This is a genomic window from Hydrogenophaga sp. L310 (genome assembly GCF_055703065.1).
The window spans coordinates 119,124-142,864 of the sequence record NZ_JBVPZA010000003.1; the positions used below are offsets into that span (position 1 = coordinate 119,124).

Consider the following 23,741-nt stretch of genomic DNA (forward strand, 5'->3'; position numbering starts at 1 on the left):
CGCAGGGGGGCACATCACGGCGCCTGAACTGCGCCCATGCGCGCCACGATGGTGCCTGTGCGGCGGGCCAGGTAGGCTGAGCCCTGCCGGGTTTCGAAGAACTTGGGGCTGGGCAGCATCACGGCCAGTCGGGCCGCTTCGTAGGCGCTCAATTTGGCGGCGGGCTTCTTGAAATAGCGCTGGGCCGCGGCTTCGGCGCCGAAGACGCCTTCTCCCCACTCCACGCTGTTGAGGTAGATCTCAAGAATGCGCTGCTTGCTGAGCAGCGCGTCCAGCGTGAGCGCGAGCACCAGCTCCTGGCCCTTGCGCAGCAGGTTGCGTTCACCCGAGAGCAGCAGGTTCTTGGCCAGTTGCTGGGTGATGGTGGAGCCACCGATGACCTTGGGCGGCTTGATGGCCTTGATGGCGGCTTCGGCCGCTTCGGGCTTTTTGGCGAGCTTGCGTTCGAGCTGCGCGGTCCGTTTCTCGACCTGCTCCAGGCGTTTTTCGTTCTTGACCCAGGCCGCTTCGATCGCGCTCCAGTCCACGCCGTCATGTTCCGCAAAGCCTGCGTCCTCGGACGCCATCACGGCCCGTTTGAGGTGCGGGCTGATCTGGTCATAGTCCACCCATTGTGCCGACCAGCGCCAGTCCTTGTCGGACCTGAGGCTCTGGCCAGCGACACGCCAGGCCTCCGAGCGCATGAAGGCAGTGCTTTGCGGATCGATCACCACCATCAGCGCGACACGCAAGACAAAAAACAGCTGCAGCGCCAATCCGGCCAGCACCACCCACAACAGCCAGCGACCGATCGATTTCATCACTGGCTGGACATCTGGGTTTGCAAAGTGGCGTCGCGCGTGAAACGGAAACGCGACACCACCACGATCTGGTCGGCCCGCTGGCGCATGGCTTCGTTGAAGCGACCAAAGCCGAGGCCGCGCACGATCGCCTGGGCACGCCGGTCCAGCGTGGTGTTGCCGGAGGTCTGCACCACCTCGGTGCCCAGCACGGTACCGGTGTGGTTCACCGTGATGACCATGGTGAGCTCGCCATAGAGCTTGCGACCCGCGGCTTCGGGGAAGTTGGTGGTCCCCCGGTCTTCGATCTTGCGGCGCAGTTCGTCGTAGTAGATCGCGTAGACCTCTTCGCGCGTGGCCGGGCTGACGTAGCGCTTGCGCGGGCGCTCGTTTTCTTGGTTGATGCGCTTTTCGATCTCGGCCAGCACCTTCACCAGCGCCCGGCGCTTGCGCTCGTGCTCAATGGTTTCCTGGCTGGTGTTGACGGCCTGCAGGTCTGGCGGTGGCATGTTGGCCAGTTGCTTGCGCACCTGGGTCAGGATCTGTTTTTGCCGCTCTTTGAGCGCTTCGATCATGCGCTCGTCTTCTTCGGGCGAGTCGCCGATGCGGGCCGTGGGGTTGGGCGGCAGGGGCGAGGTGGCCCGCCCTTTTTCCCTCTCGCCGCCACCGGCCAGTGAGGCTTGCGCAATGGCCTTGGCCTTTTCGGGCTTCTCGTCGCTCTTGGCGTTGACCAGAATGACTTCCAGCGGCGTGTCCTGAAACACCCGGTTGAAACCCTCGGGGTCGACAAAGCGGACCGTCAGCAGCGCGGCGTGCACGGCGACCGAGATTCCCAGAGCGAGTTGCAGGGTGCTCAGTTGTTTGAGAAAGGCCAGGACCGGTTTCACGCGAGCATTATCCGTGCTGGTGGCTCATATCCCGGGCGCCTCGGCAGGGGTTTCGGTGCCAGTTTCCGGACCATCGACCTGCGTTTCGTCGACGTCGATGGCCAGCGCCAGCGGCGCGGCCAGTTCGTCGTCTTCGCCGTCCTCGGATTCGCTGCTGTCATCCACATTGTCGACCGGCAAGTCGAGCCGCTCGACCACCGTGCCGGACACGTCCAGCGTGATGTGATCGATGTCGCCCAGCCGCACGCGCACATGCGCACCGCGCGGCAGGCCTTCGGCGCCCATGACCGGCAAGACCAGCGGCAGGCTGTCGGCTCGCACCAGGTTGTCCTTGATCAGCGTGGCGGTGAGCTCGCTGATGCCAGCCTGGCCCAGGTGCTTGAGCGTCCAGTAACGTTCCATGCCGTTCTGGAAACCGTTGTAGGCGGTGTAGGCGGCGTCGAAGCTGCTGATGATGGCAAACAGGTTGGCGTCTTTGGGCTTGAACGGCGCTGCGAGCGCAGCGGTCTTGCCGTGGCGCGCGCAGGCAATGATCTGCCACTGGTTGACCATGTCCACGTAACGGCGCAGGGGCGAGGTGCTCCAGGCGTAACTCTTCACACCAATGCCCGCGTGCGGCTGCGCCTTGGTGCCCATGCGCACCTTCACGCCAGGCGCCAGGCTGGCCTGGCTGCGGTAGATGCCGGGCACGCCGCAGTCGGCGAGCCAGTTGCCCCAGGTGCTGTTGGCCAGGATCATGGCCTCGGCCACCATCAGGTCGAGTGGCGCGCCGCGCTGTCGTGTGCCGATCACCACGGTTTCGTCGCCTGCGGGCTCGCTGCCCGTCACGCCTTCGAGTTTGAAGGTGTAGTCGGGCCGGTTGAAGTTTTCCGGTTTGCCGCGCACCACTTCGCGTTGCGCCTTGAGGTGGCACGCCAGGCGGAAGATGAAGGCCAGTTGCGGCTGCAGCTCTTCAATATGGGCCTCGGTGATCGCTGTACTGGCCGGCGCCTGGCCGGTCAGCCAGTCTTCGGTGATCACGGTGTCCAGTTGGTCGTGGCGCAGGTTGTGCACGATCGGCACCCGCTCCAGCACGGTGTGGCTGTCCTTGGGCTCCAGCGTGGCCTCGTCGAAGCTGACGTAGAGCGACACGGCGGGACAGTTCCGCCCGGCCATCAGCGTGTAGGCCTGCACCACCTCGTCGGGCAGCATGGTGATCTTGTGGCCCGGCATGTAGACCGTGGACAGGCGGTTGCGCGCCACCTGGTCGATGGCGCTGTCGGGCAGCACCGCGAGGCCGGGCGCCGCGATGTGGATGCCGAGCGTGACCGTGCCACTGCCCAGCCCCTGCAACGAAAGCGCGTCGTCGATTTCGGTGGTGTGCGAATCGTCGATGGAGAAGGCCTGTACGGTGGCCAGCGGCAGCTCGTCGGCGATGGCGGGGGCCTGGAGCGCCGGGAAACCCGTGCCCTTGGGGAACTGGTCGAACAGGAAGCGCTGCCAGTGGAACTGGTAGGCGCTGGCGATGGCGCCGGCGTTTTGCAGCAGGGTGAGCGGCGCCGTGTGGCTGTTGCGCGCCGCTTCCACCACGGCCTTGTATTCGGGCGCGTTCTTGTCCGGCTTGAACAGGATCTTGTAGAGCTGCTGGCGCACCGGCTCGGGGCATTGCCCGCTGGCCAGCTCGGCCGCCCAGGCTTCGATCTGGGCCTGTATCTGTTTCTTTTTCTCGATGCCGGCCAGCGCCTGCGCCAGGATCTCGGGCGGCGCCTTCTTGTAGCGGCCCTTGCCGGCGCGCCGGAAGTAGTGCGGTGCGCCTTGCAGGCAGAGCAGGGCCGCCACCTGTTGTTCGGTGCCGGCGCTGGCGCTGAAATACTCCTGCGCCAGTTCGGCAAACCCGAACTCCCCTTCGGGGGCGAATTCGTAGGCCAGCTCCAGCTCCATGGTCTCGGCCAGCGCGGTGGCCGCGGGCATCAGCTGGGCGGGGGCGGGTTTGTCAAAGCGCAGCAAGGCATTGGCGGACTTGACCTTGACCCGTTTGCCCGAATCCAGCTCCACCTGCAGGGAACTTTCGGCTTCGGACAGGAGGCGGCCGGTCATCAGTTTGCCGGCGTCGTCGAACAGAATGTGCATGGGCGGGATTGTCCCATGCGGGCGATGGACACTTCCCCGGCGACTCAGCCCACCAGCCGGAGAAACTTGAACACGGCCTCAATGTGGTCGTCAAAGTCGCTGATGGCGTGGTCGCTGCCGGGCAACAGGCGCAGCGCGCCACCGGCACAGAAGGCTTGCATCTCCCGCCAGTCCAGCACCTCGTCGTCCTGCGCCACGATGGCGAACTGCCGCTGCGGTGTGGCCGGGTGCTGCGGTCCCAGGTGCTGAATGTCGGTCTCCAGCACACGCAGCTCGTCCACGAAGGCGGGCTGGAAAAAGAAGCGCTCCTGCGGATCGTGCCAGGCCGTCTGTTCACCGATGTATTGCGCCAGATCGCGCGACGGGTGCACGGCGGGGTTGAGCAGCACCGCGCGGCAGCCGGTCTGCAGTGCCAGCCAGCGGGCGTAGAAGCCACCGAGTGACGAGCCCACCACGGCCATCTGCCCGCGCGGCCAGGCGGCGGTGCCTTCCCGGATCAGGCGGGTGGCAGCCGCAGGCGAGGGCGGCAGTTGCGGGCACCACCAGGTGACGCGCGGATGTTGCGTGTGCACCCGCTTGGCCACCTTCTGCGCTTTCATCGATTGGGGCGACGAGCGGAAGCCGTGCAGGTAGAGCAGGTGGGTGGTTTCTGGTGAAGGGGGGGTGGCGGGGGTCATCGCCGAAGGATAATCGGTGCCCATGGCCGTCGTCTTTGACAAACCCACCCTGCTGCAGCGCGTCGCCCCGATCTTTCAGGGCTTTGACGGTCCGCTGGTCTTTGCCATCCTGCTGCTCGCGGGCGCGGGGCTGATGACCATGTATTCGGTGGGTTTCGATCACGGCTCGCGCTTCGCCAGCCACAGCCGCAACATGATGCTCGCGGCCGGTGTGCTTTTTGTCGTGTCGCAGGTGCCGCCGCAGCGCCTGTTGGCGCTGGCGGTCCCGATGTACGTGCTCGGGGTGGCCTTGCTGCTGGCGGTGTTCCTGTTTGGCATCCAGAAAAAAGGGGCCCAGCGCTGGCTCAACGTGGGTGTGGTGATCCAGCCCAGCGAGCTCATGAAGGTGGCCATGCCCCTGATGCTTGCGTGGTGGTTCCAGCGCCGCGAGGGCCAGCTCAAGCCACTGGATTTTGTGGTGGCGGGCTTGTTGCTGGCGATACCGGCGGCGCTCATCCTCAAGCAGCCCGACCTGGGCACCACCTTGCTGGTGATGGCCTCCGGCATGGCGGTCATCTTCTTTGCCGGGCTGAGCTGGAAGCTGATCGTTCCGCCGGTGCTGCTGGGACTGGTGGGGGTGGTCATCCTGATCGCGATGGAACCCCAGTGGTGCGCGCCCGATGTGGACTGGCGCGTCCTGCACGAATACCAGCGCCAGCGCGTGTGCACGCTGCTCGATCCGTTCAAGGATCCGCTGGGCAAGGGGTTCCACATCATCCAGGGCATGATCGCCATCGGCTCCGGCGGTGTCTGGGGCAAGGGCTTCATGCAGGGCACACAGACCCATCTGGAGTTCATTCCCGAACGCACCACCGACTTCATCTTCGCGGCGTTTTCCGAGGAGTTCGGCCTGGTGGGCACGCTGGGACTGATGGCGGCGTTCCTCTTCCTGCTGATCCGCGGGCTGATCATCGCGGTGGATGCGCCAACCCTGTTCTCGCGTCTGGTGGCCGCTGCCATGACCGCCAATTTCTTCGTCTACGCCTTCGTCAACATGGGCATGGTGAGCGGCATCCTGCCGGTGGTGGGTGTGCCCCTGCCGTTCATCAGTTACGGCGGCACGGCGATGGTGACGCTGGGCGTCTGCCTGGGCATTCTGATGTCGGTGGCCAAGTCCAAACGCCTGATGCAGTCATGAGCCCCGTGCTGCCGCCCGAATGGGCTCGCACGACATCTCCAGCGGGCGAAGGCGTTTCCATGCAACTGCCCGATTGCCGGGTGGCGATGGTGGGAGCCGGGAACATGGGCGGCGCCATGGCCGCGCGCCTGTGTGAACTGGGCTGGCCCGTGGTGGTGTGTGACATCGACCCCGTGCGCCAGCAACAGGCGCTGGAAGCCGGCGCCTGCCTCGCCGACACCCCTGAGATGGCGGCCCGTGCGCTGGTGGCCGACGGCGTGTTGATCGTCTGCGTGGTGGACGCAGCGCAGTCGCATGACGTGCTCTTCGGTGCTGGCGGCGCCGCTGCGTCCCTGCACAGCGGCCAGGCCGTGATGCTGTGCCCGACCATCGCACCCCAGGACACCGAAGCGCTGGCAGCGGCCTTGTCCTCGCAGGGGCTGGACTGCATCGACGCGCCCATGTCCGGCGGACCGGCGCGGGCACGCGAGGGCAGCATGAGTCTCATGGTGGCTGCACCGGATGGGGTGCTGGAGTGCCATGCGGCGCTGCTCGCCGCCCTGTCGTCCAGGGTGTTTCGCATCAGCGAGCGTGTGGGCGATGGCGCCCGCACCAAGCTGGTCAACAACCTGCTCGCGGGCATCAACCTGGTGGGTGCCGCCGAGGTGCTCGCGCTGGCCGAACGCCTGGGGCTGGACTTGTCGACGACGCTGGACGTGATCGAACAATCCAGCGGCCAGAGCTGGATCGGCTCGGACCGCATGCGCCGCGCCATTGCGGGTGACCTGGCGCCGCGTGCGCACGTGACCCTGCTGGAAAAAGACACCCGGCTGGCGGTGGATGCGGCTCGGGCGGCAGGATTCAGTGGCCCGCTGGGTGACACGGCGGCCAGTGTTTTCGCCCAGGCCCACGCGGCCGGCATGGCCGGTCTGGACGACGGCGCCTTGCTGCAGCTGCTGCGGAAGACCGCGGGTTGATGCGTGCGCGCCGATCCTGGCGCGCTTGGTGCGCTCCAAGACCCCGCCACCAGCGCGCGAACGCTGTCCTTCTTACAATGGGCCCATGATTGCACGCGAACCCACCTTGGCCCGTTTGTCCAGCGCCCAGAGCCTCCTGCTCGATCCTTTTGGTTTGACACCCTCCCATTTGCAGCGCGCGCTGGGCGAAATCATGTCGCGTGGCGCGGACGATGCCGACCTCTATTTCCAGACCACGCGCAGCGAGGGCTGGAGTCTGGAAGAGGGCATCGTCAAGACCGGCAGCTTCAGCATCGACCAAGGCGTGGGCGTACGTGCCGTGAGTGGCGAAAAGACCGCTTTCGCGTATTCGGACGACCTCTCCTGGGCTTCGTTGCTGGATGCGGCGCACACCGTGCGCACGATCACGGCCCAGGGCCAGGACCGCAAGGTGCGCACGCCGGCCACCAAGGTGGCGAAATCGCGTTCACTCTACCCCGGTCTGGACCCGATCGGCACACTCGACAGCACCGCCAAGATCGCGCTGTTGGAGAAGGTTGAAAAACTCGCCAAGGCCAAGGACCCGCGCGTGGTGCAGGTCATGGCGGGCCTGGCGGCCGAACACGATGTGGTGCTGGTGGCGCGTGCCGACGGCACCATGGCCGCCGACGTGCGCCCGCTGATCCGCCTGTCGGTCACGGTGATCGCCGAACAGAAGGGCCGGCGCGAAGTCGGCTCCTCGGGTGGGGGTGGCCGCTTCGGTCTGGCGTATTTTGACGACGCCATGGTCCAGTCTTACGTGGACGAAGCTGTGGACGCAGCGCTCACCAACCTCGACGCGCGGCCTGCGCCCGCGGGTGAAATGACCGTGGTGCTGGGTTCGGGCTGGCCGGGCGTGCTGCTGCACGAGGCGGTGGGCCACGGGCTCGAAGGCGACTTCAACCGCAAGGGCTCCAGCGCGTTTGCCGGCCGCGTCGGCCAGCGCGTGGCGGCCAAGGGCGTGACCGTGCTCGACGACGGCACCATGGCCGACCGCCGCGGCTCGCTCAACGTGGACGACGAAGGCTGCCCGACGCAGAAAAACGTGCTGATCGAAGACGGCATCCTGCGCGGCTACATCCAGGACGCGATGAACGCACGTCTGATGGGCCTGAAGCCCACCGGCAATGGTCGGCGCGAGAGCTACGCCCATGTGCCCATGCCGCGCATGACCAACACCTACATGCTGGGTGGCGACAAGAGCCCCGAAGAAATCGTGGCCAGCATCAAGAAGGGCCTGTACGCCACCAACTTCGGCGGCGGTCAGGTCGACATCACCAGCGGCAAGTTCGTGTTCTCCGCCAGCCAGGCCTACTGGATGGAAAACGGGAAGATCCTGTATCCGGTCAAAGGGGCCACGCTGGTGGGCAGCGGCCCGGAATCGCTCAAGAAGATCAGCATGATCGGCAACGACATGCGCCTGGACAGCGGTGTGGGCACCTGCGGCAAGGAAGGCCAGAGCGTGCCAGTGGGCGTGGGTCAGCCCACCTTGCGCATCGACGGGTTGACGGTCGGCGGCACTGCCTGAAGCTGCGGAGGCTGGGCGGGTTCCCAGCCTGCCTCGCTGGCCCCGCTGCGGCCGGTTTGATATCATTTGTTCATCGGGAAAAACAGCCTCCCGAGTTCCTTGCGGAATAGACGGTTTTCGTCCAAGTGCTGGCCACCACCTGATGTGGAGTGCCAACCATGGAAACCGTCGACACAAATCCCTCACACGCTGTCAGTCCTGCCGCGTTGGCGGCGCTGCTCGGGCAACCCGACACCCCCTTGATTCTCGACGTGCGGCGCCCAGAACGCTTCGCACAGAGCCTGCACCGGCTGCCGCTGTCCCAGCATGTGGCACCGGATGCGCTGGTCGGCTGGATGCAGCACAGACCGCCAGAGGCGGTGGTGCTGTATTGCGTGTACGGCCACGAAGTCAGCCAGAACGCCGCAGCGCGGTTGCGCGCTGCGGGCTGGGACGCGCGCTACCTGCTGGGGGGCATCGAAGGCGGTGAGCCCGGGGTGGATGCCCCCGACCTGCTGACCAGCTGGCAAGCCACGCCAGCACCGCGGCTGCGCCAGCGTCCGGATCTGGGTGTCACCGGCGTGGGCCGTTCGCGCTGGATCACGCGCGAGCGCCCCAAGATCGACCGCATCGCCTGCCCCTGGCTGGTGCGCCGCTTCATTGACCGCGAGGCCGAGTTCTTGTTTGTGCCCACGGGCGAGGTGCTGGAGCAGGCCGGGCGCCTGGACGCCATCGCCTTCGACCTGCCCGGTGCGCCCATTTCGCACGAGGGCGAACGTTGCAGCTTCGACAGTTTGCTGGGCGCGTTTGGCCTGGAGCTGCCCGCGCTTCAATCGTTGGCCCACATCGTGCGCGGGGCCGACATCGACCGCCTGGACCTGGCCGCTCCCGCAGCGGGCTTGCTGGCGGTATCGCTGGGCATGTCGCGCCGCCACGCCGACAACGATCAAGCCATGCTGGAGGCCATGATGCCGGTGTACGACGCGCTCTACGCCTGGTGCTGCGATCAACTGGGCGGCAACGCAGAAACCCACAACTGGAGACCGGCATGAACACCGCGCGCAACGTGAATTTTCGGGAGGCCTTGCGTTTCTGGTTCAAGCTGGGTTTCATCAGTTTTGGCGGGCCTGCGGGGCAGATCGCCGTCATGCACCGCGAGCTGGTGGAGGAAAAGCGCTGGATCAGCGAGCAGCGGTTCCTGCACGCGCTCAACTATTGCATGCTGCTGCCCGGGCCGGAGGCGCAGCAGCTCGCCACCTACATCGGCTGGCTGCTGCACCGCAGCTGGGGTGGGGTGGTGGCCGGCGCGCTGTTCGTGTTGCCCTCGCTGCTGATCCTGATCGGCCTGAGCTGGGTCTATGTGGTGTATGGCCAGGTGGCCTGGGTGGCGGGCCTGCTCTACGGCATCAAGCCGGCGGTGGCGGCGCTGGTGCTGCAGGCGGTGCACCGCATGGGCGGCAAGACGCTGCGGCATCCCCGGCGCGCGCCGCTGCTGTGGGCCATTGCCGTGGGCAGTTTTGTGGCCATCGCGGTGTTTTCGGTGCCCTTTCCGGCCGTGGTGCTGGCGGCGCTGGCTTTGGGCTGGCTGGGCGGGCGCTGGGCGCCGGCGCAGTTTGCGCGCGCCGCCAGCGGGCACACCGCCGCGGTGACCGATGGCGTCCACGTGCTGGCGGTTATCGACGACCACACGCCCATTCCCGCCCATGCGCGCTTCAGCCGCGCGCGGCTGGTTCGCGTGCTGCTGACGGGGGCGGCTTTGTGGACGCTGCCCATGGGCGCACTGGTGGCCTGGGAAGGCTGGAGCGGCACGTTGCCTGCCATGGGCTGGTTTTTCACCAAGGCGGCGTTGCTGACCTTCGGCGGCGCCTATGCGGTGTTGCCTTATGTGTACCAGGGCGCGGTGGTGGAGCACGGCTGGTTGCTCGGGCCGCAGATGATCGACGGTCTGGCGCTGGGCGAAACCACGCCGGGGCCGCTCATCATGGTGGTGGCCTTCGTGGGCTTTCTGGGCGGCTGGGGCCAGCAGGTGCTGGGGCCGGACGCGCTGTTCCTCGGCGCAGCGCTGGCTGCGGTGGTGGTCACCTGGTTCACCTTTCTGCCTTCGTTCGTCTTCATCCTGGCGGGCGGCCCGCTGGTGGAGCGCACGCACAGCAGGCTGCATTTCACCGCGCCGCTGACCGCGATCACCGCGGCCGTGGTGGGTGTGATCGCCAGCCTGGCGCTGTTCTTCCTGGCCCATGTGGCCTATCCGGCGGGCACCGCTGCGAACGGCTGGATGCGACCGGACTGGGTGGCGCTGGTTCTGGTGGCGGTGGCTGCGTTGGCGCTGATCCGGTTCCAGCAGGGTGTGATCCGCGTCATCGTGGCCTGTGCGTTGATGGGTTGGGCGCTGCGTGGCGTCGTCTGGGCCTGAAGTTGTCGGCGGGGTGTAAGACGCGTGTCAAGCCGCCTGTGCTACATTCCAAACTTATGCAACAGCGCTTCGCTTTCGGCTTTTATTTTTGGTTCTCAGTCCCCGGCGGACGAGAGGCGAAGCTGTAAGCGCATCACCGAATCTCGACAAAACCGCCGGAGCCACAAGCCCGGCGGTTTTTTTTTGGCCCCTGTTTTTCTTCTTCCGTTTTCTCCGCAACCCCCACCGAGGAGCTCCCCGATGACCGCCAAAGCCACCCCCGCCAGAGCCGATGCCTGGCATTCGCGTCCCGCCGACAAGACCAGTCAGACCGACGACGAACGCATCAAGGACATCACCGTGCTCCCGCCTCCCGAACACCTGATCCGCTTTTTCCCCATCGGCGGCACGCCGGTGGAGGCCCTCATCAGCCAGACGCGCAAGTCCATTCACAACATGCTGCACGGGCAGGACGACCGCCTGCTGGTGGTGATTGGTCCCTGCTCGATCCATGACCCGGCCGCAGCGCTGGACTACGCGCGCCGCCTCAAGCCCTTGCGTGAGAAGTACGCCGACACGCTGGAGATCGTGATGCGCGTGTATTTCGAAAAGCCACGCACCACGGTGGGCTGGAAGGGGCTGATCAACGACCCCTACCTGGATCAGAGCTTCCGCATCGACGAAGGCCTGCGCATCGCGCGCCAGTTGCTGATCGAGATCAACCGCCAGGGCCTGCCAGCCGGCAGCGAATTCCTGGACGTGATTTCGCCCCAGTACATCGGTGACCTCATCAGCTGGGGCGCCATCGGCGCACGCACCACCGAGAGCCAGGTGCACCGAGAACTGGCCTCGGGCCTGTCGGCACCGATCGGCTTCAAGAACGGCACCGACGGCAACATCCGCATCGCGACCGACGCGATCCAGGCGGCGGCGCGTGGCCACCACTTCCTCTCGGTGCACAAGAACGGCCAGGTCGCGATCGTGCAGACCAACGGCAACAAGGACTGCCACGTGATCCTGCGTGGCGGCAAGGCGCCCAACTACGACGCCGGCCACGTGGCCGCGGCGGTCAAGGAGCTCGAAGCCGCCAAGCTCGCCCCGCGCCTGATGGTGGACTGCAGCCACGCCAACAGCAGCAAACAGCACGAAAAGCAGCTCGATGTGGCGCGCGACATCGCAGCGCAAATCGCAGGCGGCTCGCGCAGCGTCTTCGGCGTGATGATCGAAAGCCACATTGAAGCCGGCTCACAGAAATTCACCCCCGGCAAAGACGATGTCAGGAAGCTGGCCTACGGTCAGAGCATCACCGACGCCTGCCTGGGCTGGTCCGATTCGCTGGAGGCGCTGGAGGTGCTCTCTGAAGCCGTGCAGGGCGCACGCCAGCTGAAGTCTTGATGCCGGGTTGGGGTGCCTTGGCGCATCCCGGCGTTGGTCAAGTCCTGTGTCGAACTGGACAGACTTGTGCAGTTTGCACGCCACGGACCGTTGTCGCCGTTCAAGGCCCTTGGTATTCTGGTCTCCGTGTCGGTGAGGAAAGCTGTCGCACCTTCTTGCGTCCGCGCGCACAGCGGACCGGGAGGCCAGGCCAGAGGTCATGGGGAGTTGGCGTGGAGCAACCGGTTTTGCGTCTGGGTCTGTTGGGATTTGCCGAACCGGTGGGTCTGCGGCTGCAAGCCTGGGCCGCCCAGGTGCATGAAGGCTGGCCGCAGTGGCGCAGTTGCGACCCCCATCTGGCCGACGCCTGGATGATCAATGGTGCGTCGGTCGACGTGCTGGGTCGGGACGAGGTTGTCATCCACCACCCGTTCGGCAGTAGCGAGCGCCTGACGCTCAACCGTGCCGAGGTGGATCGACCGCTCGCCTTTGCCACGCCCTTGCCCGAGGGTTTTGCCTCGGCCGAGTTTTTCGAGGCGGACGACGAACAGAGCGTGCGCCAGCGCCTGCAGCGTTTTGAAGCCTGGCTGCGGCCTCTGCGCAGCCAGTTTGCACTCGGGGCCGAAGTGGTGAAGCGCAACGGTCTCTACAAAAACGGGGTGCACATCGTGCACGACGGCAAACTGCTCGCGGTGATCGACTTTGAGCGCTGGGTGACCGGTTTGCTGATCCCGGCCCGTCCGGTGGATCTGGCCATGGCCGAGTGGGTGCAGCGCCCCGGGTTGTCGCGCGACATCCCGTCATCCTTCATCCGGCTGCCGTTGCACCGGGTCATGTGGACCTACGCCGTGCGCACGCGCCTGGATGTGTTGCCGGAGCGCTACCGCGAGAAGATGATCTATTTGCGGCGGGTGCCGCACGTGCCGGCGCGCTGGTTTGACCAAGTGCACCTGCTCATCATGCGAGAGCTGCTGGCGATCCCGGCCTGCTTTGACGTGCTGAGGGAGCGCACCGGCATCGAAGCGTACGAGTTGGCGCACCATCTGGCGGTGCTCTACCACGCGGGTGGTCTGACCACGGACGCCGACAGCGCGCGCCGGGCCGAGCCCGCTGCGCGGCGCGCGATGACAGCTTTGCAGTTCGATCAGAACGATCAAGAGAACGATCTGCGTTCGCGTGTGGGACTGACCGAACAGATGCCGCCCTCCAGCATTCTGCGCGAGGCGCCGCACTCGCCTTTGCGCGTCTCGACCGCGTCCGCACCTTACGGGGATGGGTCACCACCAACACCGGAGCGGTCCTGAGGGGTGGATGCTGGGCAGCCTCGACGCGCCAAGGCACAATCAGGTCTGTCCATGACCCAAGATCCACACCGAGGAGTTGTCCGTATGCGCAGCCAAGTCACCGTGACCTGGGGTGAAACATCCACCTACCGCTTTGATCTGGAGGAGGTGCAGCCCATGCCGCACGACCAGGCCCGATCCTGGCTCGACGAACAGTTCACCACGCTGGGGTGTGAGCCGATCCGCCTGACCGGCAAGGTGCTGACGGCCGACAAGGTGTTGTGTGTGGCGCAGGCCGCGGGTGAAGAGCACTTTCGCGAAGCGGCCCACCGCGAATGGGCCATGACGTTCGCCCGTGCCACCAGCGCCGCGCTGGCCAAGCCGGTGGTGTCTGTGGATCTGGTGACGCAGTCGCTCGGCTACTGACGCACCGCGCCGTTTCAGGCCGTCCCGAGGGCTGACAGCAGGCGGGCGTGGATGCCGCCAAAACCACCATTGCTCATGCAGACCACGTGGTCACCGTCGCGTGCGGCGGCCACCACTTGTGCCACCAGTTCATCGATGGAGCGGGCCACCTGGGCACGTTCGCCCATGGGTTGAAGGGCTTCCACGGCATCCCAGTCAAGGCCGCCGGCGTGGCAGAACGCCAGATCGGCCGCATGCAGGCTCCAGGGCAGTTGTGACTTCATGGTGCCCAGCTTCATGGTGTTGCTGCGCGGTTCGAACACCGCGAGGATGCGACCGCCCGACGTGAGCTTCTGATCCAGGCGGCGCCTCAGACCGTCCAGCGTGGTGCGAATGGCGGTCGGGTGGTGGGCAAAATCGTCGTAGACCGTGATGGCGCCGCCCGGTCGGGCGACGGTGCCACGCACCTCCATGCGGCGGCGCACATTCTCGAACCGGCCCAGCGCATGGGCCGCTGTGTCCGGCGCAACGCCCACATGCTGTGCCGCCGCGATGGCGGCGAGTGCGTTGAGCTGGTTGTGCACGCCGGTGAGTGCCCACTCCACCCGGGCCACGGTTTGACCCCTTTCCAGCACATCAAAGGCATGGGGTTCGCCAACCGCAGTGAAGTCGCTGACCGCGGCGCCAAAGCTGCGCACCTCGCTCCACAGGCCCTGGTGCAGCACCCGGTCCAGGCTTTCTTCCAGACCATTGACCACCACCCGGCCCGAGCCCGGCACCGTGCGCACGAGGTGGTGGAACTGGCGCTCGATGGCCTTGAGGTCGTCGAAGATGTCCGCGTGGTCGAATTCAAGGTTGTTCAGGATGGCCGTGCGCGGGCGGTAGTGCACGAACTTGCTGCGCTTGTCGAAGAACGCAGTGTCGTATTCGTCGGCTTCAATGACGAAGAGGGGGTTGCGGGGCGGCTGTGCGCTCTGCTCCGTGTCCCCCGCCCGCGGCGCGGGCTCCTCCTTGATCTGCGCAGAGCGCACAGCCGCCCCGCCACCCAGTCTTGCAGATACACCAAAGTTCATCGGCACACCACCCACCAGAAAGCCCGGGTTCAGGCCGTTGGCCTCCAGAATCCAGGTCAGCATGGCGGTGGTGGTGGTTTTTCCGTGGGTACCGGCCACCGCCAGCACATGGCGACCCTGCAGCACGTGTTCGGCCAGCCATTGCGGACCGCTGGTGTAGGGGGCACCGGTGTCCAGAATGGCCTCCATCAATGGGAACTTCGGGCTTCCATCGGGCAGTCGTCCGCGGCTCACCACGTTGCCGACGACGAACATGTCGGGTGCCAGCGCCATCTGGTCGGCACCGAACCCTTCGATCAGGTCGATGCCCAGCGCCTGGAGCTGGTCGCTCATGGGTGGGTAGACGCCGGCGTCACAGCCGGTGACGCGGTGACCGGCCTCGCGGGCGAGCGCGGCCAGACCGCCCATGAACGTGCCACAAATGCCCAGAATATGAATATGCATCGGGCGATTCTAGGGGGACCAACCCTGCTGGCCGGCAGACCAAAGCTGTCCTTGGCGGCATGGGCGCGGGCCAGCAGGCAAAATGCCCCGATGCAAGCTGATCGATCTGGTCCCACCGCTGAAATGGCCGCCGTGGCCGCGCGCCTCGTGGTGGAAGAAGGGCTCGAATACGCCGCGGCCAAGCGCCAGGCCGGCAAGCAGCTCGGCTTGCCCTCGCGGGGGCTCTGGCCCGACAACGAGATGCTGGATGCGGCGGTGCGCGAGCACATCGCCATTTTTTGTGCCGACACCCAGGCGATCGAGCTGCAGGTGTTGCGGCGGTTGGCACTGGTCTGGCTGGACCGGTTGGCGGGTTTCAGGCCGCACCTGGGCGGCGCTGTCTGGCACGGCACCGCCACCCGGCACAGCGATATCCATATCCAGCTGTTCTGCGACGACCCCAAAGCGGCCGAATGGGCCTTGCTTGATCGCCGGGTGGATTACCACACGGGCACGGTCATGGGCTGGCGCGGCGAGCCGGTGGATGTGTTGTCCCTGCGCGTGCGCTGTGAGGAACTGGGGCAATGGGTGCTGATCCACCTGCTCGTGTACGACCTTGACGATTTGCGCGGGGCGCTCAAACCGGACGGGCAGGGCCGCAAGCCGCGCGGAGACGCGCAGGCCTTGCGCGATTTGATGGCACAAGGAACCGAGGAAAACTCCGCATGAGCATGAATCGACGGACCGCGTGGATGTTGGGCGTGGCAGCGGCCGCAGGCGCGGCCGGGGCCGGGTTTGCGCTGTGGCGTCATCGGCCGCAGCCGGTGTTGTCCGACGCCGAGGCCGAGTTCTGGGCTTCGCGTTTTGAAGACCCCGATGGCCAGCCGCTGGTGATGGAGCGCTTTCGCGGCCAGCCCTTGCTGGTGAATTTCTGGGCCACCTGGTGCCCACCCTGTGTCGAGGAGTTGCCATTGCTCAATGCGTTCTACCGTGAGCACCAGGCACGGGGCTGGCAGGTGGTGGGACTGGCCGTTGACCAGGTGCCTGCGGTGCGCAGCTTCCTTCAGAAGTTACCGCTGGTGTTTCCGGTGGGCATGGTCGGCTTTGCCGGCACCGAGCTCAGCCGGATCCTGGGCAATCCCGGTGGTGGCCTGCCCTACACCGTCGTGTTCGATTCGTCGGGCGTGGTGCTGCATCAAAAGGTGGGCAAAGTCAGCCAGGCCGATCTGGATTTGTGGGCGCAACTGGCTTGACAGATGGCGCGGGAGGGGGATACTTCCGCTCCAAAAAACGGGCACACATGCCGTTTGTCATGACGACTCAAATCTGGTGGAAAAAGGGATAAAGTCCCATAAATTGCAGCCAAACGTTCTTTTCTTCAGTTTGTTCATGGTGTCATGCGCCTGCGTTCCATGAGATCTGGAATGGAGCGCTTCGTGTACACTGCGACACCCCATTTGGCCAGCTGCATGCATGTTCAAGGGATTTGAGTGCAATTGGTCGGATTTGACAGATTTTCGTTGGAGTAATCATGGATCTGAGAAAGCTGAAGACACTGATTGACCTGGTGTCCGAGTCGAACGTGTCCGAGCTGGAAATCACGGAGGCCGAAGGCAAGGTTCGCATCGTCAAGAGCGCGCCGGTTGGCATGCACGCCCCGGTGACCTACACCATGGCCCCGGCGGTTCCGGCGCCCACCGCGGCAGCAACACCGGCGGTCGAGGTGGCGGCAGCCCCCGCCGTCGTGGCGGCCGAACCTGCCGGGCACACCGTCAAATCGCCCATGGTCGGCACCTTCTACCGCTCGTCCAGCCCTGGCGCCAAGGCCTTTGTTGAAGTCGGAGACACGATCAAGGAAGGCGAAACCATCTGCATCGTCGAGGCGATGAAGATCCTCAACGAGATCGAAGCCGACAAGAGTGGCACCGTCAAGCAGATCCTGGTGGACAACGGTCAGGCGGTCGAATACGGCCAGCCCCTGTTTGTCATCGAATAAGCGGCCGGCCCATGTTCAAGAAAATCCTGATCGCCAACCGGGGTGAGATTGCCCTGCGGGTCCAGCGCGCTTGTCGTGAGATGGGTATCAAGGCGGTGATGGTCTATTCCGAAGCCGATCGCGATGCCAAGTATGTGCGACTGGCAGATGAGTCGGTCTGCATCGGCCCGGCGGCTTCGGGGCAGAGCTATCTCAACATGCCCGCCATCATCTCCGCAGCCGAGGTGACCGATGCCGAAGCGATTCACCCGGGCTACGGCTTCCTGTCCGAAAACGCCGATTTCGCTGAACGGGTCGAGCAGAGCGGTTTCACCTTCATCGGTCCGTCGCCCGAGTCGATTCGCCTGATGGGCGACAAAGTCTCGGCCAAACAGGCCATGATCCGCGCGGGGGTGCCCTGCGTTCCGGGTTCGGAAGGGGCTTTGCCCGACGATCCGGTGGTGATAAAGCGCACCGCGAAGGCGGTGGGCTACCCGGTCATCATCAAGGCGGCTGGTGGCGGTGGCGGTCGTGGCATGCGTGTCGTGCACACCGAAGCGGCACTGCTGCACGCGGTGCAGACGACCAAGGCCGAGGCCGGGGCCGCCTTCGGCAACCCCGAGGTGTACATGGAGAAGTTTCTCCAGAATCCGCGCCACATCGAGATCCAGGTGATGGCCGACACGCACCGCAACGCGGTTTACCTCGGCGAGCGCGACTGCTCCATGCAGCGGCGCCACCAGAAGGTGATCGAAGAAGCGCCGGCACCCGGCATCCCCCGCCGTCTGATCGAAAAAATTGGTGAGCGCTGCGCGGCCGCCTGCAAGAAGATTGGCTACCGGGGGGCGGGCACGTTCGAGTTCCTGTTTGAAAACGGCGAGTTCTATTTCATCGAGATGAACACCCGCGTGCAGGTGGAACACCCGGTGACCGAGTGGATTTCCGGTGTGGACATCGTGCGCACCCAGATCGCGGTGGCGGCTGGCGAGAAGCTGCCGTTCACGCAGCGCCAGATCCAGTTGCGCGGCCACGCCATCGAGGTCCGGATCAACGCCGAGGACGCTTACAAGTTCACGCCCTCGCCCGGCCGCATCACCACCTGGCACATGCCGGGCGGTCCGGGGGTGCGCGTCGATTCGCACGCCTACGCCAACTACTTCGTGCCGCCGAACTACGACTCCATGATCGGCAAGATCATCGTGCACGGCGACACGCGTGAGCAGGCCTTGGCGCGCATGCGCACAGCGCTGGCTGAAACCGTGATCGAAGGCATCAAGACCAACATTCCGCTGCACCGCGAGCTGATGGTCGACGCCAGTTTTGTGACCGGTGGAACCAACATCCACTACCTTGAAGAGTGGTTGTCCCAGCGTGAGAGGTAAGCCTCTCCCCCGAAGGGCCTTCGGCGCCTTCCCCTCAGGGGGAAACACCTGCGGCCCGGCAAAGCCGGTTCCGCGGTGTGCTCGGTAAGTCTCTCCTCATTTGTTGAGGTTTCGTTGACTGTTCGAAATTCACCCCATGTCCTCCCTGTATGAGTTGGTCTTGCTGGCCCCTGAAGCCGCGGTAGAGATGGTCAGCGACGCGTTGGTGGCGCTGGACGCCTTGAGCGTCTCGGTGGAAGACGCCGATGCCCTGACGCCGTCCGAGCAGGCGCTGTTTGGTGAGCCGGGCATGCCCGCGCCCAAGGCGGGCTGGAACAGCTCGCGGGTGGTGGCGCTGTTCCAGACCGAAACCGAGGCGCGGGAAGCGGCTGCGTTGCTGGTCGTTCAGGACTTCTTTGAAGGCTGTGAGGTGCTGGGTGTGCAGGCTGTGATCGAGCAGGACTGGGTGCGGCTGACCCAGTCGCAGTTCGATCCGGTGGAGATCACGCCCACGTTCTGGATCGTGCCGAGCTGGCACGAGCCGCCCGCCGAGGCGCTACAGGTGATCCGGCTCGATCCGGGCCTGGCGTTTGGTACCGGGACCCACCCGACCACGCGCATGTGTCTGCGCTGGACGGCGCGACAGGGTGCGCAGGGGCAGCGGGTGCTCGACTACGGTTGTGGCTCGGGCATCCTGGCCATCGGTGCGGCCAAGCACGGTGCACGCGAGATCGACGCGGTCGACATCGACCCCGCTGCGGTCGAAGCCACGCGGCTCAACGCCGCGGCCAATCATGCCCAGCTGAATGCGGGTCTGCCCGACCGGGCACTGGGCGAATACGACCTGGTGCTGGCCAACATCCTGGCCACGCCGCTGAAGGTGCTGGCGCCGCTGCTTTGCAGCCATGTGCGCGACGGTGGGCACCTGGTGCTGGCCGGCATTCTGGCGCGGCAGGCCGATGAACTGAGGGAGGCCTATGCCCCCTGGGTGACTCTGTCCGTCAGCGACGAAGAGGATGGCTGGATCCTGATGACCGCGGTCAAGGCCTGAGGCCTTGTGCGTCGTGATGCCTGACGTCTGCGTCATGATTGGCAGGCCAGTTGGGCATGGCCTGCCTGCAATAATCTTGGCATGAGTTTCACCACCCGTTGCCCGGCCTGCGGAACGATGTTCAAGGTCGTTCCCGACCAGTTGAAGATCTCCGACGGCTGGGTGCGTTGTGGCCACTGCGCCGATGTGTTCGACGCCACGCTGTATCTGCAGACCTGGGAGGCGCCCGAACCCAGGCCGCCGGCACCCGAGCCCGCGCCGGCAGAAGTACCACCCGGAACAACCCCCGTGCACCCGTTCGACAGGGGGCCCGCCTCTGTGCCATCGGAGGCGGTGAATGAGCCCCCGATTCACGAACCGCAGACCACGGTCGTCGGCGAGGCCATCCCGGAAGCTTCGGTGGTCTGGGATTCGTCAGACGCGGTCATCGAATGCGCCAACGGCCTTTCCGGTCAAACGCCACCAGCAGGGTGGCCTGTGTCGCCCGAAAACGAGGACGGCGACTGGCTGCTCGCGCCGCCAGCCGAGGAATGGTCGCCGCAGCAAGAGGCAGAGGACGCGTTGGCCTGGACAGCACTGCAGGCCCCTGTCGATCCGTTGTATGACTCGCCCTTTGCACCGCTGGAAGCGGTGCGTGCGCTGGCTGAGCCGGGGCCGCTGGACTTCGAAGGCCGGCTGGAGCAGGCCAACACACCGGAGTCGCCGGCGGTGGCGGGCCGGGATGACGAGGCGGACTTTCAGGCAGAACTGGCGCGGTTCGCCGCCGCGGCGGTCGGAGCTTCACGGGCCGTTGAGGCGGAAGTCAAGGCACCACCGCCTGTGCCATTGCCCAAACCCGAGCGGGTACCGCTGGACGACGATCTGCAGGAGCAGGAGCAGGAGCAGGAGCAGGAGCAGGAGGTAGAGCCCGGCTTTGTGCTGCAGGCCCGGCGGCAGGCATTCTGGCATTCCCCGGGTGTGCGCGCTGCGCTGCTGTTGCTGGCTGTGGCTTTGGCGGCGCTGCTCACGGCGCAATGGGCTGTGCAGGAGCGCGATCAACTCGCCGCGCGGCACGCTTCGTTGATACCCCTGCTGAACCTGTTGTGCAAACCCTCGGGGTGTGTGCTGCAGGCGCCACGAGACATTGACGCGGTGGTGATCGACAGCTCGACCCTGGTCCGTCGTCTGGGCAATTTTTACTCTTTCGACCTGGTGCTCAAGAACAGCGCCCTCACGCCCGTGGCCATGCCGGCGCTGGAACTCAGCCTCACCGATGCAGCCGACACCGTCATCGCGCGTCGCGTCTTTCTGGCAGAGGAATTGCCTGGAGCGCCAGTGGTCTTGCCCGCCCAGGGTACGCAGGCTGTGAGTCTGCGCCTCTCGCTCGCCGAAGGCGGGGCGAGCGCGATGGCGGGTTACCGTGCACTCGTTTTTTATCCCTGAACCCTTCCACTCCATCCATGTCCATCCTCATCTGCGGCTCGCTCGCTTTCGACACCATCATGACGTTCGAGGGCCGCTTCGCCGAGCAGATATTGCCCAGCCAGCTGCACATCCTCAACGTGTCTTTTCTGGTGCCGGGCCTGCGCCGCGAATACGGCGGCTGTGCCGGCAACATCGCCTACGGTCTGCGCCAGCTGGGTTCGCCGGCCGTGCCACTGGCCATGGTGGGCAACGACGCACAGGACTACCTGGATCGCCTGCAGGGGCTGGGGGTGGACATCCGCTGCATCGGCACGACCTCGGACAACTACACCGCCCAGGCCATGATCATGACCGACCGTGACAACAACCAGATCACGGCCTTTCACCCGGGCGCGATGTCCGAGGCCCATGCGAACGCGGTGCCAGCCGACGCTGGCATCCGTCTGGCCATCATCTCGCCCGATGGCCGCGATGCCATGTTGCAGCACGCGCAGCAACTGCACGCCGCGGGTATCCCGTTCGTGTTCGATCCGGGGCAGGGTCTGCCCATGTTCAACGGCGAAGAGCTGACGCAGTTCATCGAGCTCGCGACCTGGGTCACCGTGAATGATTACGAGGGCAAGATGCTCAGCGACCGCACCGGTCTGAGCTTTGAGGCCATCGCGGCCCGGGTACAGGGGCTGATCGTCACCCTGGGTGAGCACGGGTGTGAGGTCTGGGAGCAGGGTGGCAGGACCCTGGTGCCCGGCGTGAAAGCGGCCGAGGTGCTGGACCCCACGGGTTGTGGTGATGCCTTCCGGGCGGCCTTGCTGCACGGTCTGGCACAAGGCTGGCCGCTGCAACGCTGTGTCGAACTGGGCAACCGCATCGGTGCGGCCAAGATCGCCAGCCGTGGCGGACAGAACTACGCGCTGGCGGACTGATCGCCACGAACCAGAGATGAAAAAGCCCGGCGCTTTCGCGCCGGGCTCGACAAGTCATCGCAGGGACGACTTCAGGGTTTGCTGGACGTCGGGAACGGCCAGGCAGCCTGAGGGTTCAGCTTGGTTTGAGCTGCAGGTGCCGCAGGGGCTGCCGGCTTCTTGGCCGGCTCAGCTTTTTTTGCTGGGGCTGCCTTTTTCACGACGGCTTTTTTGGCCGGTGCAGCTTTCTTGGCCGGAGCGGCCTTCTTCGCTGGGGCTGCCTTTTTCACGACGGCTTTTTTGGCCGGTGCAGCTTTCTTGGCCGGAGCGGCCTTCTTCGCTGGGGCTGCCTTTTTCACGACGGCTTTTTTGGCCGGTGCAGCTTTCTTGGCCGGAGCGGCCTTCTTCGCTGGGGCTGCCTTTTTCACGACGGCTTTTTTGGCCGGTGCAGCTTTCTTGGCCGGAGCGGCCTTTTTAGCTGGAGCGGCTTTCGTTGCCGGAGCGGCCTTTTTGGCCGGGGCTTTTTTCGCAGTTGCCATTGTTTTCTCCTTGATCAAGTTGCAAAGAGCACTTCAGTCGGTCGTTGTGCCGAAGAAGTGATTCAAGGCCCTGGGGTCGTGCGGATGCATCCACGGATGACCCCAAAGCGTTGAATCCTGTGACAAAACCCTGACCCCAACGCCAAGGCGCAGGAAGCAGGGTTCTGAATGTTCAAAAAACATGTGATGGATGGTTGCGGCCCCGGGTGGTGACGGTGTCAGTCCCAGGAAAGCGCTCCACCAGACTGGTATTCGATCACGCGGGTTTCAAAGAAATTGCGTTCCTTTTTGAGATCGATCATTTCGCTCATCCAGGGGAACGGATTTTCTTCGTTCGGAAACATGGGCTCCAGGCCAATCTGCGTGGCGCGACGGTTGGCGATGTAGCGCAGATAGCCTTTGAACATGGAGGCGTTCATGCCGAGCACGCCGCGCGGCATGGTGTCTTCGGCGTAGCGGTACTCCAGTTCGACCGCCTGCATGAAGAGCGCCTTGATCTCGGCCTTGAACTCGGCTGTCCACAGCATCGGGTTCTCCATCTTGATCGCGTTGATCAGATCGATGCCGAAGTTGCAATGCATGGACTCGTCGCGCAGGATGTACTGGTACTGCTCGGCGGCGCCGGTCATCTTGTTCTGGCGGCCCAGCGCCAGGATCTGCGTGAAGCCGACGTAGAAGAACAGGCCTTCCATCAGACAGGCGAAGACGATCAGACTTTTCAGCAGGGTCTGGTCGTTCTCGGGTGTGCCGGTGGCGAAGGCCGGGTCCATGATCGCTTCGATGAAGGGGATCAGGAACTCATCCTTGTCGCGGATCGACTGCACTTCGTTGTAGGCGTTGAAGATCTCGGACTCGTCCAGGCCCAGCGACTCCACGATGTACTGATAGGCGTGCGTGTGGATCGCTTCCTCGAAGGCCTGGCGCAGCAGGAACTGGCGGCACTCGGGCGCCGTGATGTGGCGGTAGGTGCCGAGCACGATGTTGTTGGCAGCGAGTGAGTCGGCGGTGGTGAAGAAGCCGAGGTTGCGCTTGACGATGCGGCGTTCGTCGTCGGTCAGCCCGTTGGGATCTTTCCAGAGCGCGATGTCGCGGCTCATGTTCACTTCCTGCGGCATCCAGTGGTTGGCGCAGGTGGCGAGGTATTTTTCCCAGGCCCACTTGTACTTGAACGGCACCAGCTGGTTGACGTCGGTCTTGCCGTTGATGATGCGCTTGTCGGCTGCGTTGACGCGGTGTGTGCTCGGCGTGGCTGCTTTGGGTGCAGCGAAAGCGGGGGCCGAATTTGCCGCAGAGGACAGTGACGCTTGCACACCCGGCATGTGAGGTGGCAGGGGAATCGATGCGGGCTTCGAGGAGGGAGTAACTTGATCGTCCCAGGTCAACATAGTGGTGTCCAATTCAACGGATTATCGAAGTGTCGGCATGAAATGCAAAGGACTCATGCGCGTG

At 65.1% G+C, this 23,741-nt stretch carries 22 protein-coding genes; 15 read left to right on the plus strand and 7 right to left on the minus strand.

The genetic code is table 11. The annotated features are described in order from the left end of the window. Positions 1–14: 14 nt before the first annotated feature. From AC0GNO_RS07240 to AC0GNO_RS07255, 4 genes are read right to left on the minus strand one after another with little or no spacing between them, the layout of a single operon-like run. Entirely contained in the window at positions 15–800 is a 786-nt protein-coding gene (locus tag AC0GNO_RS07240; RefSeq protein ID WP_472903520.1) for a transglycosylase domain-containing protein, read from the minus strand. Then, entirely contained in the window at positions 800–1,666 is an 867-nt protein-coding gene (locus AC0GNO_RS07245; protein ID WP_472887716.1) for an energy transducer TonB, read from the minus strand. The genes AC0GNO_RS07240 and AC0GNO_RS07245 overlap by 1 nt, the downstream gene beginning before the upstream one ends. Positions 1,667–1,690: 24 nt before the next feature. After that, a complete protein-coding gene (locus tag AC0GNO_RS07250) occupies positions 1,691–3,775 on the minus strand; it encodes a ribonuclease catalytic domain-containing protein (protein ID WP_472903521.1) in 2,085 nt (694 codons plus the stop codon). A 44-nt stretch (positions 3,776–3,819) separates the two neighbouring features. Further along, positions 3,820–4,452 (minus strand): YqiA/YcfP family alpha/beta fold hydrolase, encoded by a 633-nt coding sequence (locus AC0GNO_RS07255; protein ID WP_472903522.1) that lies wholly within the window; start codon positions 4,450–4,452, stop codon positions 3,820–3,822. 22 nt (positions 4,453–4,474) lie between these two features. Between AC0GNO_RS07255 and rodA the strand changes: the two genes are divergently transcribed. The 8 genes from rodA to AC0GNO_RS07295 all read left to right on the plus strand — a co-directional run bounded on the left by rodA (position 4,475) and on the right by AC0GNO_RS07295 (position 13,585). Further along, complete coding sequence (gene rodA / locus AC0GNO_RS07260) at positions 4,475–5,629, plus strand: rod shape-determining protein RodA (protein WP_472903523.1); 1,155 nt, start codon at positions 4,475–4,477, stop codon at positions 5,627–5,629. A gap of 59 nt (positions 5,630–5,688) precedes the next feature. Next, positions 5,689–6,585 (plus strand): NAD(P)-dependent oxidoreductase, encoded by an 897-nt coding sequence (locus AC0GNO_RS07265; RefSeq protein ID WP_472903524.1) that lies wholly within the window; start codon positions 5,689–5,691, stop codon positions 6,583–6,585. 85 nt (positions 6,586–6,670) lie between these two features. Beyond that, positions 6,671–8,131: a metalloprotease TldD gene (gene tldD, locus AC0GNO_RS07270; RefSeq protein ID WP_472903525.1), complete on the plus strand. Its 1,461-nt coding sequence runs from the start codon at positions 6,671–6,673 to the stop codon at positions 8,129–8,131. Between the two features lie 158 nt (positions 8,132–8,289). Then, positions 8,290–9,162, plus strand: coding sequence for a chromate resistance protein ChrB domain-containing protein (locus AC0GNO_RS07275; protein WP_472903526.1), 873 nt, complete (start codon positions 8,290–8,292; stop codon positions 9,160–9,162). After that, on the plus strand, positions 9,159–10,523 hold the full coding sequence (chrA, locus tag AC0GNO_RS07280) for a chromate efflux transporter (RefSeq protein WP_472903527.1): 1,365 nt from the start codon (positions 9,159–9,161) through the stop codon (positions 10,521–10,523). Before AC0GNO_RS07275 ends, chrA begins: the two co-directional genes overlap by 4 nt. A gap of 240 nt (positions 10,524–10,763) precedes the next feature. Further along, a complete protein-coding gene (locus tag AC0GNO_RS07285) occupies positions 10,764–11,897 on the plus strand; it encodes a 3-deoxy-7-phosphoheptulonate synthase (RefSeq protein ID WP_472903528.1) in 1,134 nt (377 codons plus the stop codon). A 212-nt stretch (positions 11,898–12,109) separates the two neighbouring features. Then, positions 12,110–13,180 carry a hypothetical protein gene (locus tag AC0GNO_RS07290; protein WP_472887707.1) on the plus strand — a complete coding sequence of 357 codons (1,071 nt, stop codon included), beginning with the start codon at positions 12,110–12,112 and terminating at the stop codon, positions 13,178–13,180. 84 nt (positions 13,181–13,264) lie between these two features. Further along, positions 13,265–13,585: a hypothetical protein gene (locus tag AC0GNO_RS07295; RefSeq protein ID WP_177132091.1), complete on the plus strand. Its 321-nt coding sequence runs from the start codon at positions 13,265–13,267 to the stop codon at positions 13,583–13,585. A 14-nt stretch (positions 13,586–13,599) separates the two neighbouring features. Here the strand turns inward: AC0GNO_RS07295 and mpl are convergent, their stop codons facing one another. Further along, positions 13,600–15,081 (minus strand): UDP-N-acetylmuramate:L-alanyl-gamma-D-glutamyl-meso-diaminopimelate ligase, encoded by a 1,482-nt coding sequence (gene mpl / locus AC0GNO_RS07300; protein ID WP_472903529.1) that lies wholly within the window; start codon positions 15,079–15,081, stop codon positions 13,600–13,602. Between the two features lie 90 nt (positions 15,082–15,171). Here mpl and AC0GNO_RS07305 point away from each other — a divergent pair, with 90 nt between their 5' ends. From AC0GNO_RS07305 to AC0GNO_RS07335, 7 genes are all read left to right on the plus strand, one after another. Continuing rightward, positions 15,172–15,789 carry a hypothetical protein gene (locus AC0GNO_RS07305; RefSeq protein ID WP_472887705.1) on the plus strand — a complete coding sequence of 206 codons (618 nt, stop codon included), beginning with the start codon at positions 15,172–15,174 and terminating at the stop codon, positions 15,787–15,789. Beyond that, positions 15,786–16,313 carry a TlpA disulfide reductase family protein gene (locus AC0GNO_RS07310; protein WP_472887704.1) on the plus strand — a complete coding sequence of 176 codons (528 nt, stop codon included), beginning with the start codon at positions 15,786–15,788 and terminating at the stop codon, positions 16,311–16,313. The genes AC0GNO_RS07305 and AC0GNO_RS07310 overlap by 4 nt, the downstream gene beginning before the upstream one ends. Positions 16,314–16,591: 278 nt before the next feature. Next, positions 16,592–17,056, plus strand: coding sequence for an acetyl-CoA carboxylase biotin carboxyl carrier protein (gene accB, locus AC0GNO_RS07315; RefSeq protein ID WP_472903530.1), 465 nt, complete (start codon positions 16,592–16,594; stop codon positions 17,054–17,056). 11 nt (positions 17,057–17,067) lie between these two features. Beyond that, positions 17,068–18,417 (plus strand): acetyl-CoA carboxylase biotin carboxylase subunit, encoded by a 1,350-nt coding sequence (gene accC / locus AC0GNO_RS07320; RefSeq protein WP_305280408.1) that lies wholly within the window; start codon positions 17,068–17,070, stop codon positions 18,415–18,417. A 145-nt stretch (positions 18,418–18,562) separates the two neighbouring features. Beyond that, complete coding sequence (gene prmA, locus AC0GNO_RS07325; protein WP_472903716.1) at positions 18,563–19,447, plus strand: 50S ribosomal protein L11 methyltransferase; 885 nt, start codon at positions 18,563–18,565, stop codon at positions 19,445–19,447. A gap of 81 nt (positions 19,448–19,528) precedes the next feature. Further along, on the plus strand, positions 19,529–20,869 hold the full coding sequence (locus tag AC0GNO_RS07330) for a DUF3426 domain-containing protein (protein ID WP_472903531.1): 1,341 nt from the start codon (positions 19,529–19,531) through the stop codon (positions 20,867–20,869). 17 nt (positions 20,870–20,886) lie between these two features. Further along, positions 20,887–21,774: a carbohydrate kinase family protein gene (locus tag AC0GNO_RS07335; protein WP_472887701.1), complete on the plus strand. Its 888-nt coding sequence runs from the start codon at positions 20,887–20,889 to the stop codon at positions 21,772–21,774. Between the two features lie 71 nt (positions 21,775–21,845). On the opposite strand, the gene AC0GNO_RS07340 is transcribed toward AC0GNO_RS07335, so the two are convergent. Both AC0GNO_RS07340 and AC0GNO_RS07345 read right to left on the minus strand, forming a co-directional pair. After that, positions 21,846–22,310 (minus strand): histone, encoded by a 465-nt coding sequence (locus AC0GNO_RS07340; RefSeq protein WP_472903532.1) that lies wholly within the window; start codon positions 22,308–22,310, stop codon positions 21,846–21,848. Positions 22,311–22,510: 200 nt separating this feature from the next. After that, entirely contained in the window at positions 22,511–23,677 is a 1,167-nt protein-coding gene (locus AC0GNO_RS07345) for a ribonucleotide-diphosphate reductase subunit beta (RefSeq protein WP_472887700.1), read from the minus strand. Positions 23,678–23,741 lie beyond the last annotated feature (64 nt).